General features: G+C 61.7%; 18 protein-coding genes and 1 other RNA gene. 10 read left to right on the top strand and 9 right to left on the bottom strand.

Going from position 1 to position 11,510, the window contains the following annotated elements:
- Positions 1 to 58: 58 nt before the first annotated feature.
- The 3 genes from NKI01_RS03370 (at position 59) to NKI01_RS03360 (ending at position 1,196) form a co-directional block, all read left to right on the top strand.
- A complete protein-coding gene (locus NKI01_RS03370) occupies positions 59 to 319 on the top strand; it encodes a DUF2312 domain-containing protein (protein WP_023719653.1) in 261 nt (86 codons plus the stop codon).
- Between the two features lie 50 nt (positions 320 to 369).
- Entirely contained in the window at positions 370 to 810 is a 441-nt protein-coding gene (locus tag NKI01_RS03365) for a hypothetical protein (RefSeq protein WP_352961864.1), read from the top strand.
- A 71-nt stretch (positions 811 to 881) separates the two neighbouring features.
- Positions 882 to 1,196, top strand: coding sequence for a hypothetical protein (locus tag NKI01_RS03360; protein WP_352961861.1), 315 nt, complete (start codon positions 882 to 884; stop codon positions 1,194 to 1,196).
- A gap of 3 nt (positions 1,197 to 1,199) precedes the next feature.
- Here the strand turns inward: NKI01_RS03360 and msrB are convergent, their stop codons facing one another.
- The 5 genes from msrB to NKI01_RS03335 all read right to left on the bottom strand — a co-directional run bounded on the left by msrB (position 1,200) and on the right by NKI01_RS03335 (position 5,138).
- Complete coding sequence (gene msrB, locus NKI01_RS03355; RefSeq protein ID WP_352480940.1) at positions 1,200 to 1,604, bottom strand: peptide-methionine (R)-S-oxide reductase MsrB; 405 nt, start codon at positions 1,602 to 1,604, stop codon at positions 1,200 to 1,202.
- 108 nt (positions 1,605 to 1,712) lie between these two features.
- Positions 1,713 to 2,534: an MBL fold metallo-hydrolase gene (locus tag NKI01_RS03350; protein ID WP_352480939.1), complete on the bottom strand. Its 822-nt coding sequence runs from the start codon at positions 2,532 to 2,534 to the stop codon at positions 1,713 to 1,715.
- Positions 2,535 to 3,725: a vWA domain-containing protein gene (locus tag NKI01_RS03345; protein ID WP_352480938.1), complete on the bottom strand. Its 1,191-nt coding sequence runs from the start codon at positions 3,723 to 3,725 to the stop codon at positions 2,535 to 2,537.
- Positions 3,726 to 3,733: 8 nt separating this feature from the next.
- Positions 3,734 to 4,180 carry a GNAT family N-acetyltransferase gene (locus tag NKI01_RS03340; RefSeq protein WP_352961857.1) on the bottom strand — a complete coding sequence of 149 codons (447 nt, stop codon included), beginning with the start codon at positions 4,178 to 4,180 and terminating at the stop codon, positions 3,734 to 3,736.
- A gap of 118 nt (positions 4,181 to 4,298) precedes the next feature.
- The gene (locus NKI01_RS03335) at positions 4,299 to 5,138 is read right to left on the bottom strand and encodes an AAA family ATPase (protein WP_352961854.1); all 840 of its coding nucleotides are present in this window, start codon (positions 5,136 to 5,138) and stop codon (positions 4,299 to 4,301) included.
- Between the two features lie 176 nt (positions 5,139 to 5,314).
- On the opposite strand from NKI01_RS03335, the gene ssrS reads away from it, so the two are divergent.
- The 4 genes from ssrS to NKI01_RS03315 all read left to right on the top strand — a co-directional run bounded on the left by ssrS (position 5,315) and on the right by NKI01_RS03315 (position 7,878).
- A non-coding RNA gene (gene ssrS / locus NKI01_RS03330) (6S RNA) lies at positions 5,315 to 5,469 on the top strand.
- 80 nt (positions 5,470 to 5,549) lie between these two features.
- On the top strand, positions 5,550 to 6,137 hold the full coding sequence (locus NKI01_RS03325) for a 5-formyltetrahydrofolate cyclo-ligase (protein ID WP_352787922.1): 588 nt from the start codon (positions 5,550 to 5,552) through the stop codon (positions 6,135 to 6,137).
- A gap of 81 nt (positions 6,138 to 6,218) precedes the next feature.
- Positions 6,219 to 7,043: a TIGR00282 family metallophosphoesterase gene (locus NKI01_RS03320; RefSeq protein ID WP_352787920.1), complete on the top strand. Its 825-nt coding sequence runs from the start codon at positions 6,219 to 6,221 to the stop codon at positions 7,041 to 7,043.
- A 70-nt stretch (positions 7,044 to 7,113) separates the two neighbouring features.
- Positions 7,114 to 7,878, top strand: coding sequence for a TerC family protein (locus NKI01_RS03315; protein ID WP_352494148.1), 765 nt, complete (start codon positions 7,114 to 7,116; stop codon positions 7,876 to 7,878).
- Between the two features lie 128 nt (positions 7,879 to 8,006).
- On the opposite strand, the gene NKI01_RS03310 is transcribed toward NKI01_RS03315, so the two are convergent.
- From NKI01_RS03310 to NKI01_RS03295, 4 genes are read right to left on the bottom strand one after another with little or no spacing between them, the layout of a single operon-like run.
- Positions 8,007 to 8,474 (bottom strand): SRPBCC family protein, encoded by a 468-nt coding sequence (locus NKI01_RS03310; RefSeq protein ID WP_352845228.1) that lies wholly within the window; start codon positions 8,472 to 8,474, stop codon positions 8,007 to 8,009.
- 31 nt (positions 8,475 to 8,505) lie between these two features.
- The gene (locus tag NKI01_RS03305; protein ID WP_352640128.1) at positions 8,506 to 8,868 is read right to left on the bottom strand and encodes a hypothetical protein; all 363 of its coding nucleotides are present in this window, start codon (positions 8,866 to 8,868) and stop codon (positions 8,506 to 8,508) included.
- Between the two features lie 55 nt (positions 8,869 to 8,923).
- Positions 8,924 to 9,316, bottom strand: a complete 393-nt coding sequence (locus NKI01_RS03300) for a VOC family protein (RefSeq protein WP_352640129.1) — start codon at positions 9,314 to 9,316, stop codon at positions 8,924 to 8,926.
- Positions 9,317 to 9,344: 28 nt separating this feature from the next.
- Entirely contained in the window at positions 9,345 to 9,827 is a 483-nt protein-coding gene (locus NKI01_RS03295; RefSeq protein WP_352961850.1) for an SRPBCC domain-containing protein, read from the bottom strand.
- 51 nt (positions 9,828 to 9,878) lie between these two features.
- Between NKI01_RS03295 and NKI01_RS03290 the strand changes: the two genes are divergently transcribed.
- The 3 genes from NKI01_RS03290 to NKI01_RS03280 all read left to right on the top strand — a co-directional run bounded on the left by NKI01_RS03290 (position 9,879) and on the right by NKI01_RS03280 (position 11,492).
- Positions 9,879 to 10,202: an ArsR/SmtB family transcription factor gene (locus NKI01_RS03290; RefSeq protein WP_023719639.1), complete on the top strand. Its 324-nt coding sequence runs from the start codon at positions 9,879 to 9,881 to the stop codon at positions 10,200 to 10,202.
- A 232-nt stretch (positions 10,203 to 10,434) separates the two neighbouring features.
- Positions 10,435 to 11,184: a YebC/PmpR family DNA-binding transcriptional regulator gene (locus tag NKI01_RS03285; protein WP_023678028.1), complete on the top strand. Its 750-nt coding sequence runs from the start codon at positions 10,435 to 10,437 to the stop codon at positions 11,182 to 11,184.
- Positions 11,181 to 11,492 carry an Rdx family protein gene (locus tag NKI01_RS03280; protein ID WP_023719638.1) on the top strand — a complete coding sequence of 104 codons (312 nt, stop codon included), beginning with the start codon at positions 11,181 to 11,183 and terminating at the stop codon, positions 11,490 to 11,492. Before NKI01_RS03285 ends, NKI01_RS03280 begins: the two co-directional genes overlap by 4 nt.
- The last annotated feature ends 18 nt before the right edge of the window (positions 11,493 to 11,510 follow it).

Genomic DNA, 11,510 nt, shown 5'->3' with positions numbered 1-11,510 from the left:
CAATTCGCCGCTCGGGTCACCCCGAGTCGCGGTGAGAAAACGACGCGGAGAGAAGAATATGGCCGACGACATCACCGAGACCAGCCAGACTGTTGCCGCCGGCCAGTTGCGCGCCTTCATCGAGCGTATCGAGCGGCTCGAGGAAGAGAAGAAGACGATTGCCGACGACATCAAGGAAGTGTTCGCCGAGGCCAAGGGCACCGGCTTCGACACTAAGGCGATGCGGTCGATCATCCGGCTGCGCAAGAAGGACCAGGCCGAGCGGCAGGAAGAGGAGTCCATCCTCGATCTGTACAAGGCCGCGCTTGGAATGGTGTAGGCCGGTAACAGCCTTGGGCGCCGGTTGCGGCGCCCCTCGACGGTTCGAACATGAGCGAATTCGATTTTGGCGCCCGCCGCGCCTCTGAATTCCGCCAACGCAGCTTCTGGACGCTGTTCGCGGAACGGCAGCCGGATGAAAGGGCTCTGCTGGCGAGGCGTGGACCGTGGTTCTGGCAGCGTGGGCTGCCCGACTTCGCATTGGTCCTTTCCATGTACGTCGCGCCTGCGCAGAATCATGTCGGCGTCTTCTTCGGCCGCAACGAGAAGTTCGGTGCCACGCAAGCCTGGTCGCGGCTGAAGCCGTTCCAGCCGGCCATCGAAGACAGGCTGAAGCTCAGGCCAGAACAAAGTTGCGACGGCCTCGGCATCAATTCGATGTGGCGGGTGAATTGTTTTGCCGAAGACAATTGGCCGGCGATGACCGACTGGCTGGTGACGGAAGCCTCGCGTTTCGAGCGCGCGATTGCCGAAGTTCTGGGTCAGGAATAAAGCAGGGTTTCCAGACGCTATCCTTGTGGAAGGGTTGCGCTGGTGAGCAGAGCGAGGGAGCCGGTGGATCGATGACGATCATGTCGCGCGTTGCCGCCTTCTTCCGCTCACGCTGGCTCGGCGGCGTGCCGCTCGATCGGCTGTTCTGGCGCGACCTGGTTGTGGTCGGCACAGCGATCAACGTCGCGTCGTCGGTGGCGGCGCTCATTCTGCTCGGGCTGAAGTTGCCGCTTGCGCTGGTTCTGGCGGTGCATTTCGCGCCGGTGCCCTACAACATCTTCCTGACTTTTGCCGTTTGGCGAACTGCCGGAAAATCAAGTGGCGCCAAGGCCTCGCTGATGACGCTTGGCGCCTCGTTGTGGCTGATCCTGGTGGTCGTGGCCTGACGATCAGGCGGCCGGCTCGAATTTGAGCGCCACGCCGTTGATGCAATAGCGCAGGCCGGTCGGCGGCGGGCCGTCCTCGAAGACGTGGCCGAGATGGCTGCCGCAGCGGGCGCAATGGCATTCGGTGCGGACCATGCCGTAGCTGCGGTCGACAGTAGTCTCGAGCGAACCCGGCACCGGGTCGTTGAAGCTCGGCCAGCCGGTGCCGCTCTCGAATTTCAGCTTGGATTCAAACAAGGGTTGGTCGCAGCCGACGCAGGAGAAGGTGCCGGCGCGCTTCTCGTGCAGCAGGGCGCAGCTTCCCGGCCGCTCGGTGCCGTGGTTGCGCATCACCGCATATTGCTCAGGCGTCAGCAGGGCGCGCCATTCGGCGTCGGTGCGGGTAACGGGGTAGGTGTGGCTGTCCATTTTTTCCTCTTAGCTTAGGTCGCTATTTGGGTTGCCTTCCCAACTTCGCCTGAAATAGGGATTTGTTACCGCGTTTGCCCGTATTTCTATCCTGTCGCGAAGAATTCCTCAGGCGATGGCGGCGAGATAGCGCGCAACCGATGCTGAAAATGCCGCCTTTGCATCTCCGATGACGTTCTGGTTCCACCACGCGCCATAGATATGGTCGAACGCGAAAGGCTCCAGCGCGGCCTTGATGCCGAGCACTTTCGAAGCGTTGAGCGGGATGTAGTTCGGGTAGCTGTACATGAAGCTGAGATGGCGGCGAGTCGGCGTCACCTGCACGATGTCGCCGGCCAGGATGGCATTGCCGCCGTCGCGCTTCCAGTGCAGCACCTGGCCACCGGCAAAGTGGCCGCCGCAGCGGATGAGCGTCAGCGACGGGTTTATGGCGCGCGTCTCGCCTTGCCAGCTGATGATCGCCGGATGCGGCCGCATGATCCACTGACAATCATCGGCGTGCAGATAAATCGGCACGCCGCCAAACGCCTCGCTCCACTCGACCATTGCCGAATAATAATGGCAGTGGGAAATGGCGATCGCGGCGAGGCCGCCCCGGCGGTTGATCTCGGCCACCGCCTCGTCGCTGACCATCGAAATGCAGTCCCACAGCACATTGCCGTGCGGCGTTTGCGCCAGCAATGCCCGCTGGCCGATGGCGAAGCGCGGCTCGATGCCGAAGGCGAGCACGCCGGCGTCGTCTCTCATCGCGAGCCGATGGCCGGCGGCGAGCTCTTCCGGCGTGGTCCAGGCCTGGCCCTCCCAACGCACATATTGCCGCTCGTCCTCGCAGATCGGGCAATGTCGCGGCGGCGTCGCTGTCGCCGCGAACTGGACACCGCATTGCAGGCAAAGGAAACAGGTCGACCTTCCTGTTTTGCGTGGATCCATTCAGTGCTTCCTTGAAAGTTGCTTCGTCGCGGCTTCGAGGCCGGCGAGCGTCAGTGGAAACATGCGGCCGTCAAAAATATCGCGGATCATGGCAATCGAATGGGTAAAACCCCAGTTCTTCTCGGCTTCCGGGTTGAGCCATATGGCATTTGGCCATTGCTGCAGCAACCGCCCAAGCCAGACGGCGCCGGCCTCCTTGTTCCAGTGCTCGACCGAGCCGCCGGGATGGGCGATCTCGTAGGGGCTCATCGAGGCGTCGCCGACGACGATCACCTTGTAGTCGGGGCCATATTTATGCAGGAGATCGAAGGTCGGAATCACCTCGGCATGGCGGCGGCGATTGTCCTTCCACACGCCCTCGTAGAGGCAGTTGTGGAAATAGAAATATTCGAGCTGGCGGAATTCGGCGCGGGCAGCCGAAAATAGCTCCTCGACGCTCCTGATGTGGTCGTCCATCGAGCCGCCGACATCGAAGAACATCAGCAGCTTGACCGCATTGCGACGTTCGGGTTGTGTCTTAACGTCGAGATATCCGTGCTCGGCGGTGGCGTGGATGGTCCCTGGCAGGTCGAATTCCTCTTCGGCACCTTCGCGCACCCAGCGGCGCAGGCGTTTCAGCGCGACCTTGATATTGCGGGTGCCGAGCTCGACGGCATCATCGAAATTCCTGAACTCGCGTTTGTCCCAGACTTTTACCGCGCGGCGGTTGCGGCTTTCGTGCTGGCCGATGCGCACGCCTTCGGGATTGTAGCCATAGGCGCCGAAGGGCGAGGTGCCGCCGGTGCCGATCCATTTCGAACCGCCCTGATGCCGGCCCTTTTGCTCCTCCAGCCGCTTCTTCAGCGTCGCCATCAGCTTTTCGAAGCCGCCCAGCGCCTCGACCAGCTTCTTCTCCTCATCGGTCAGGTGCTTTTCGGCGAGCCTCCGCAGCCATTCCTCCGGGATGTTTGCGACATCGACCGGGTTTTCGCCAGCCCGCGCCTCGACACCTTTGAAGATGTGCGAAAAGACCTGGTCGAAGCGGTCGATGTGGCGCTCGTCCTTCACCAGAGCGGCGCGGGCGAGATAGTAAAAGCCCTCGACATCATAGTCGACCAGCCCGGCCTCCAGCCCCTCCAGCAGCGACAGATATTCGCGGAGCGAGACCGGAACCCGCGCTGCCTTCAGTTCGAGGAAGAAGGGGATGAACATCTCACGGTCTACAGCAGATCATACTCGATGAAGCCGGTCCTGCGCGCCACATGGTCGTAGAGCTTGCGTGCGGTTGTGTTGGTCTCGTGCGTCATCCAGTAAACGTTCTTGACGCCTATCTTGCCGGCTTCCTGCTTGACCGCTTCGATCAGGGCGGCGCCGACGCCCTTGCCGCGCACATCGGGGTCGGCAAACAGGTCCTGCAGATAGCAGTTGTTTATCTCCGACCAGCAGGAGCGATGGTAGAGATAGTGCGTCAGGCCGACGGCCTTGCCGTCGAGGGTGGCGATGAAGCCTTTCGGCTCGAACTCGCCCGCCGTGAACAGCCGCTTCCAGGTGACGGCGTAAACCGCTTCCGGCAACTTGGTTTCGTAGAAGGTGAGGTAGGTGGTCCACAGACGCCGCCAATCGGCATGGTCGGATTGCGCCAATGGGCGGACGGTGATCTCGGTCATTTCATTTCCCTCTGAAGTCGGCAACCGAAGCTGGCCTCTGTGCCTGGGCAAGGGCAACGGTCCAGCGACGGGAAAGCGCTGTCCGGGGGCTTTCGTCGGCTTCCGACTGACCGGCCCTTCACCCCTGCCGTCTCGCCATGAAGGCCAGGCGCTCGAACAGATGCACGTCCTGTTCGTTCTTCAGCAACGCGCCATGCAGTTTCGGCAGCGCATTCTTCGGGTCGGCGCGCAGGTCCTCCGGCGCGATGTCGTCGGCGACCAGCAGGCGGATCCAGTCGAGTGCCTCGGAGGTCGACGGCTTCTTCTTCAGGCCCGGCACGTCGCGGATCTCGTAGAACTGGGTCAGTGCTGCTCGCACGAGGTTCCGCTTGATGCCGGGATAGTGCACGTCGACAATTTTGTGCAGCGTCTCGACATCGGGAAAGCGGATGTAGTGGAAGAAGCAGCGGCGCAGGAAGGCGTCCGGCAATTCCTTCTCGTTGTTGGAGGTGATGATGACGATCGGCCGGACGGTGGCGCGGATGGTCTCGCCGGTCTCGTAGACGAAGAACTCCATCCTATCCAATTCCTGCAACAGATCGTTGGGGAACTCGATATCGGCCTTGTCGATCTCGTCGATCAGAAGCACGATTTTCTTGCCGGCCGCAAAGGCGTCCCATAATTTGCCGCGCTTGATGTAATTGCGGATGTCGTTGAAGCGCTCGTCGCCGAGCTGGCTGTCGCGCAGCCGCGAGACGGCATCATATTCATAAAGGCCCTGCTGGGCTCTCGTCGTCGATTTGACGTGCCATTCGATCAGGTCCAGGTCGAGCGCCGCCGCCACCTGGCGGGCAAGTTCGGTCTTGCCGGTGCCGGGCTCGCCCTTGACCAGCAACGGCCGCTCCAGCGCGATCGCCGCGTTGACCGCCACCATCAGATCCTTGTCGGCAACATAGGCTGCCGTGCCTTCGAAACGCATTTTTGCTCCCGGGTTCATCGCGCGACCCTAAGGACGCGGCCTTCGCTGTGCAAGGCGCTGCTGGCGAAGCGGGGATCTTGCCGCCGCTGACCTCGTTGAGGGATTTTGCGTCGATTTAAGACTCGAAGCATGTCGTCTCTCTGGCGCTTGGCCTGTCGTCTGCCTATATTGGCGGGGACGGTCTGCGCTTCCCGGCAGGAGAACATTTCCCCGGGGCCTTAATGATCCCTAGGGAGCTGTCCCTGGGAAGACCCGTGGGTTTTCTCATACGGCGCCCACCTACTTTGTAGGTTCCCGGGATCGCTCTCTCCACCGGTTGTGTGGATCGTCACTCACATTTCAGTGGGCCATGCGGTAGGAAACGTCGCTCCCAAAACCCCGTCCAGATCCGACTTTTTCTATCCTGGCTCCATGACCTCCTCAAAAGACCTGAAAAAAAATCTTCGCAACCAAGCCCTCGGGCGCCGCGATGCGCTCGATCCGTTCTGGCGTGTGGAGGCAGCACTCGAAATGGCCGAGACGGCGCGCGACCAGATCACCGTCGAGCCGGGCCAGATCGTCTCAGGCTTCTGGCCGATGCGCTCGGAAGTCGACGTCCGGCCGCTGATGTTTGCCTTGCGCGAGAAGGGCGCGAGGCTCTGCCTGCCGGCCATTCTCGACAAGACGACCATCGTTTTTCGCGAACTGGTGCGCGGCGCGCCAATGATCGACATGGGCTTCGGCACCGTCGGGCCGCATGAGGAAGCCGAGGTACTCGATCCGCAGGTGATGCTGGTGCCGCTTGCCGCCTTCGATGCGCGCGGCCACCGCATCGGTTACGGCGCCGGCTATTACGATCGGGCGATCGCGCGGCTGGCCGACAAGGGGCAGCAGCTGCGGCTGATCGGCATTGCCTTCGACTGCCAGGAGGTGGCCCAGGTGCCGGACGAGCCGCATGACGTGATCATTCCGGAAATACTCACCGAGAGCGGGTTGCGCCTGTTCGCGCCGAAATTGTAGATAAGTTCCTGGACGCATGGTCTTTTTCGAAAGTCATGCAGCTTTTTGCTTCGCTGACCTTCGGTTCGGGATCACGCTTATATGAGACTTCTCTTCCTCGGCGACATGGTCGGCAAGACAGGACGTACGGCGGTGTGGGAACAACTGCCCGGCCTGATCTCGGATTTCAAACTCGACTTCGTCATCGTCAATGGCGAGAACGCCGCCGGCGGCTTCGGCATCACCGAGGAGATTTTTCGCGAGACGATCTCGGCCGGCGCCGATGTCGTCACCACCGGCAACCATGTCTGGGACCAACGCGATGCGCTGATTTTCGCGCCGCGCGAGGAACGCTTCCTGCGTCCGTCCAATTTCCCGAAAGGCACGCCGGGGCGCGGCTCGGGCGTCTACATCGCCAGGAACGGCGCGCGCGTGCTGGTCGCCAACATCATGGGCCGGGTGTTCATGCATCCCGAGCTCGACGATCCATTCCAGGCCGGCGAGCGCGAACTTGCCGCTTGTCCGCTTGGCGAGCAGGCCGATGCGACCGTCATCGATTTCCATGCCGAGGCGACCTCGGAAAAAATGTGCTTCGCCCATTTCGTCGACGGCCGTGCCAGCCTTGTTGTCGGCACCCACACGCATCAGCCGACCGGCGATCACCAGATCCTCAATGGCGGCACCGGTTATATTTCCGATGCCGGCATGTGCGGCGATTACGATTCCTCGCTCGGCATGGACAAGGAGGAGCCGCTCAACCGGTTTTTGTCCAAGGTGCCGAAAGGCCGTTTCGAGGCGTCGACCGGACCGGCGACATTGTGCGGCGTCGGCGTCGACATTTCCGACCGTAGCGGCCTGACTGAACGGATCGCGCCGTTTCGCCGCGGCCCGCGGCTGGAGGAAACGGCTCCATCCTTCTGGTCGTGACATTGATATGGACGCTTGCAATACCCAATTGCCGGCGAAACTGCTCTAGATCGTAGAGGGGACGACCTCCATGCAGCTAGTCGAATTCCTGGCGCCGCATTTCGCCTTTGTCTCCGACCCGACGGCATGGGTCGCGCTGCTGACGCTGATCGTGCTGGAGGTCGTGCTCGGCATCGACAATCTGATCTTCATCTCGATTTTGACCAACAAATTGCCGGTAGCGCAGCGAGCCCGCGCCCGGCGGCTCGGCATCTCCGCCGCGCTGGTGATGCGGCTGATCCTGCTGGCCACCATCTCGATCATCGTCCAGTTGACGATGCCGATATTCACCGCCTTCGGCCACGGCTTTTCATGGCGCGACCTGATCCTGATTGCCGGCGGCCTGTTCCTCGTCTGGAAGGCGACCAAGGAGATCCACCACACGGTCGATCTCGATGATCACCAGGACACGATGATGGGCGAAACACTGCAGCTGTCGCTGGCCGGCGCCATTTTCCAGATATTGCTGCTCGACCTCGTCTTCTCGATCGACTCGATCATCACCGCCGTCGGCATGACCGACGAAATCGCGATCATGTACATCGCGGTGATCGTGGCGGTGAGCGTGATGATGCTGGCGGCCGGGCCGCTGGCCGATTTCATCGCCAGGAACCCCAGCATCGTCATGCTGGCGCTAGGGTTCCTGCTGATGATCGGCATGACGCTGATCGCCGACGGCATGGGTTACCACGTGCCGAAAGGCTATATCTACGCCGCCATGGGCTTTTCGGCACTGGTCGAAGGACTCAACATGCTGGCGCGACGGCGGAAGAAGGCCAAGGGCGGCGGGCACTGAGTCCAGCGGAGCGAACCGGCAGCGCAGAGAACTAGGGCTCGGTCTCGATCGTCGCGGCCATGCAGAACCTTTGAGAGGTTGGCGGGACGGAGGGATCGCTGCGGAATGGCTTTTGGCACCCGAAGACCTTACTGCGCCGGCAAACCCTTCGGATGGCGGTCGCCGGTCAGGCCAAGCGTCAAGCCTTGCTCGAGCCACGCCTTGGCGCCGGCGAGCACCAGCGCAAAGCCGCCCGTCGAGTCGATCGCCTGCTTGATCTGCTCGTCGCCGCTACCGGCAAAGCCAAAATTGCGGACCTCGACAAAGGTCGTGCCGCCGGGCATCTCGGTAAAAGTCCACACCACCGTGGTCGGTGGATCGCTCCATTGCATGACGATCTTCTCGTTCGGCACGATCTCGCTGACCGTTACCGTCGTCGAGGCGCCATACATGCGCCATTCCCAATGGATTTCCTTGCCGCTGTCCAGCCTGTCGCTGCCGTGGGTGAACCAGAATTTTGTCGTGATCGCCGGATCAACGATAGCTTCGAACACGTCGGCGACCGGCCGCCTTATCAGCATGCCGGCTTCGGCGGTCGGTGTTTCACGGATTTCCATAGCGTCCTCCTTTCCACGGCGCCGCCCCGGTTCACCAAGCATCGGGTTCGCGCACGAGGTGAATGATGTTGGCCGGGTTGGTGATCCAGCCGCCGCGAAAGCCTTCACCCAGTGCCTCGATGGCGTCGCAGCGCACGACGCCGGCCTTGGCGAGATGGTCCGCCGCGCCTGGAAAATCATCGGTGAACAGTTCCAGCCAGACCTCGGCCTGACTAAGCATCGGCGCCTCGTCGATCCACAGGCGATTGGGACCGAGTTCAAAGCCGATAGCGGGCGCCTTGGCCGTGAATGGCTTCAGGCCGATGACGTCGCGATAGAAGGCGATCGTTGCCTGGTATTGATGTGGCGGCACTTTCATGGCGATGTTGATGCCGCCGCTGATCTTCGCGGTCATTTGCTGGCTCCATTCCCGTGTTCAGGTTCGATTGGCCGGTTCGGTCCAGAACCCGCTATGCCAAATTGATTTGCCAGGAGACTCCGAACCTGTCGTTGAGCCATGCAAACCGGCGGCTGAAACCATAATTGTCCAGCGGCATCAGAAATTTGCCGTCCTTGGCCAGGGCCTCGACAATGCCGTTCAGCTCTGCCTCCGTGGAGCAATCCACATACAGCGAGACCGACGGCGTGAATGTGAAGGCATGGTGCACGGGGCTGTTGTAGACCATCACTTCTAGACCGCTTATGGACACGCGCGCCAGCTTGACCGTCCCTTCCGGGCCGTCTTCGCCGGAGCCGTAACGTGTGACGTCAAGGACGCTGCTGTCGGGGATCGTCTCGCAATAGAAGGTCATTGCCTCTTCGGCCTTGCCCTCGAACATCAGAAATGGCGTCACTTGCTTCATCGCAGGCCTCCGTCATCTTGGTGGTTTTTCAGATGTTGTTCTCGTTGGCCGGCTCGCCCTTCATCTCGCTGCGGTAATAGCCGTCGCGCAGATTGATGCCGTATTCGACATAGGCCTTCATGCAGGCCAGCATCTGCGACCAGCCCTCGCAATTGAGATAGGACTTCTTCAGGCCGACCGCGTCCTCGCGCCAGCCGGTCTCGGCGATGGTGACAAAGGTGCCGCCATCATCGAGCGGTTCGAAATTCATCTCGATGCGGGTCTTGTAGGCTGGCTTGCCGTCGGCATCGGAGGCGTCCCAGTGCAGCACGATGCGGCTGTCCTTGATCACTTCGTCGACCTCGACGGGGACGTTGCCCCACCAGACAACACCGGCACCAGCCACCAGCGGCGCGCTGGCGCCGCCGATCGTAGTGAAATAGCCGCTAAGCTTCTTCGGATTGATGACCGCGTCGAAGACTTCGGCGACAGGTTTGCCGATGCGGCCCGAAACCCTGAATCCAAGAGACATATCCACAGCTCCTTCCTTGAATGGCTCAACGATATGTTATAGAAACATAACATGTCAAGCCATTCGCGGGACGACAATGTTTTCAAGGCGCTGGCGCATCCGCGCCGGCGTGAGTTGCTGGACCGGCTGAAGGATGCGCCGCAGACCACCGGCATGTTGTGCGATGCCTTCCCCGACATGGACCGCTGCACGATCATGCTGCATCTGAAAGTGCTGGAGGAGGCCGACATGGTCGTGGCGCGGCGCGAGGGCCGCGAGCGTTGGAACCATCTCAACGCGCTGCCGATCAAGCACATCCACGACCGCTGGATCAGCCAATATGCCACGCACGCGATCAGCATTCTCGACCGGCTGAAGTCCGATCTGGAGGGGTGAACGGCCGCCGAAGCCTGCCTTTTCGGGTCTCAAGCCCTTGCGTGTCGTCTGCCACGGCGCGGCTGGACGAATTGAGCCGATTTATCTATAAGCCGGCCATTCCGACATAGAGCGCCGTACGTCCGTCCGGACGCAGCAGGACGTTCTGAGATTTTGAATTCGAGCACTTTGCAAGGCGCCGGGTGGTTCACCAGGCCGCGGATGCTCTAGCCGAGAAGACGACAGGGGTGCCATGGCTGGCCATTCACAGTTCAAGAACATCATGCACCGCAAGGGCCGTCAGGATGCGGTGCGATCGAAAATGTTTTCCAAGCTGGCGCGCGAAATCACCGTCGCCGCCAAGAGCGGCACGCCCGATCCATCGATGAACCCTCGCCTGCGCCTTGCGGTGCAGAACGCCAAGGCGGTGTCGATGCCGAAGGACAACATCCAGCGCGCCATCAACAAGGCGTCGATGGGCGATGCCGAGACCTACGAGGCCGTGCGCTACGAGGGTTATGGGCCGGGCGGCGTCGCGCTGATCGTCGAGGCGCTGACCGATAACCGCAACCGCTCGGCGTCGAATGTGCGCGCTGCCTTCACCAAGGCCGGCGGGGCGATGGGCGAGACCGGCTCGGTGTCGTTCATGTGGGACCGCGTCGGTGAGATCTACTATCCGGCATCGGCCGGCAGCGCCGAAAAGGTGATGGACGCGGCGATCGAGGCCGGCGCCGACGACGTCCAGTCGGACGAGGAAGGCCACACGATCTACTGCGCCTTCGAGAATCTCGGCGAGGTGTCGAAGGCGCTGGAAGGCGCGCTCGGCGAGGCTGAATCGGTGAAGCCGATCTGGAAGCCGCAGACCAATATCGCGGTTGACGAGGAGCGGGCACAATCGCTGATGAAGCTGGTCGCGACGCTTGAAGATGACGACGACGTGCAGAGCGTCTACGCCAATTTCGAGGTCGACGAGGAGACCTTGGCGAAGCTCAGCGCGGCATGACCCAACACGCGCTGCCTACAGTCCGCATCACCTATTGCACGCAGTGCCTGTGGCTGCTCAGGGCCGGCTGGATGGCGCAGGAGCTGCTGTCCACTTTCGGCACCGATCTCGGCGAAGTGACGCTGGTGCCCGGTACCGGCGGCATCTTCACCATTTCCTGCAATGACACGCTGGTCTGGGACCGCAAACGTGACGGCGGTTTTCCCGACGCCGCAAAGCTCAAGCAACTGGTTCGCGACGTCATCGATCCGGATCGCGATCTCGGCCATGCCGATCGCAAGGGTCATAAGTCGAAGGACCCTGCCTGAGGGTCTTCTTGCCCCGGC

Source organism: Mesorhizobium sp. M0815 (assembly GCF_040319995.1).
Lineage (GTDB): Bacteria > Pseudomonadota > Alphaproteobacteria > Rhizobiales > Rhizobiaceae > Mesorhizobium.
This window is presented reverse-complemented; position numbering and strand designations above follow the sequence as displayed.

What these genes read in the sequence shown, in the direction of transcription:
- NKI01_RS03370 (WP_023719653.1), top strand. Translation starts at nt 59, where the DNA reads ATGGCCGACGACATCACCGAGACCAGCCAGACTGTTGCCGCCGGCCAG.
- NKI01_RS03365 (WP_352961864.1), top strand. Translation starts at nt 370, where the DNA reads ATGAGCGAATTCGATTTTGGCGCCCGCCGCGCCTCTGAATTCCGCCAA.
- NKI01_RS03360 (WP_352961861.1), top strand. Translation starts at nt 882, where the DNA reads ATGACGATCATGTCGCGCGTTGCCGCCTTCTTCCGCTCACGCTGGCTC.
- msrB (WP_352480940.1), bottom strand. Translation starts at nt 1,604, where the DNA reads ATGGACAGCCACACCTACCCCGTTACCCGCACCGACGCCGAATGGCGC.
- NKI01_RS03350 (WP_352480939.1), bottom strand. Translation starts at nt 2,534, where the DNA reads ATGGATCCACGCAAAACAGGAAGGTCGACCTGTTTCCTTTGCCTGCAA.
- NKI01_RS03345 (WP_352480938.1), bottom strand. Translation starts at nt 3,725, where the DNA reads ATGTTCATCCCCTTCTTCCTCGAACTGAAGGCAGCGCGGGTTCCGGTC.
- NKI01_RS03340 (WP_352961857.1), bottom strand. Translation starts at nt 4,180, where the DNA reads ATGACCGAGATCACCGTCCGCCCATTGGCGCAATCCGACCATGCCGAT.
- NKI01_RS03335 (WP_352961854.1), bottom strand. Translation starts at nt 5,138, where the DNA reads ATGCGTTTCGAAGGCACGGCAGCCTATGTTGCCGACAAGGATCTGATG.
- NKI01_RS03325 (WP_352787922.1), top strand. Translation starts at nt 5,550, where the DNA reads ATGACCTCCTCAAAAGACCTGAAAAAAAATCTTCGCAACCAAGCCCTC.
- NKI01_RS03320 (WP_352787920.1), top strand. Translation starts at nt 6,219, where the DNA reads ATGAGACTTCTCTTCCTCGGCGACATGGTCGGCAAGACAGGACGTACG.
- NKI01_RS03315 (WP_352494148.1), top strand. Translation starts at nt 7,114, where the DNA reads ATGCAGCTAGTCGAATTCCTGGCGCCGCATTTCGCCTTTGTCTCCGAC.
- NKI01_RS03310 (WP_352845228.1), bottom strand. Translation starts at nt 8,474, where the DNA reads ATGGAAATCCGTGAAACACCGACCGCCGAAGCCGGCATGCTGATAAGG.
- NKI01_RS03305 (WP_352640128.1), bottom strand. Translation starts at nt 8,868, where the DNA reads ATGACCGCGAAGATCAGCGGCGGCATCAACATCGCCATGAAAGTGCCG.
- NKI01_RS03300 (WP_352640129.1), bottom strand. Translation starts at nt 9,316, where the DNA reads ATGAAGCAAGTGACGCCATTTCTGATGTTCGAGGGCAAGGCCGAAGAG.
- NKI01_RS03295 (WP_352961850.1), bottom strand. Translation starts at nt 9,827, where the DNA reads ATGTCTCTTGGATTCAGGGTTTCGGGCCGCATCGGCAAACCTGTCGCC.
- NKI01_RS03290 (WP_023719639.1), top strand. Translation starts at nt 9,879, where the DNA reads ATGTCAAGCCATTCGCGGGACGACAATGTTTTCAAGGCGCTGGCGCAT.
- NKI01_RS03285 (WP_023678028.1), top strand. Translation starts at nt 10,435, where the DNA reads ATGGCTGGCCATTCACAGTTCAAGAACATCATGCACCGCAAGGGCCGT.
- NKI01_RS03280 (WP_023719638.1), top strand. Translation starts at nt 11,181, where the DNA reads ATGACCCAACACGCGCTGCCTACAGTCCGCATCACCTATTGCACGCAG.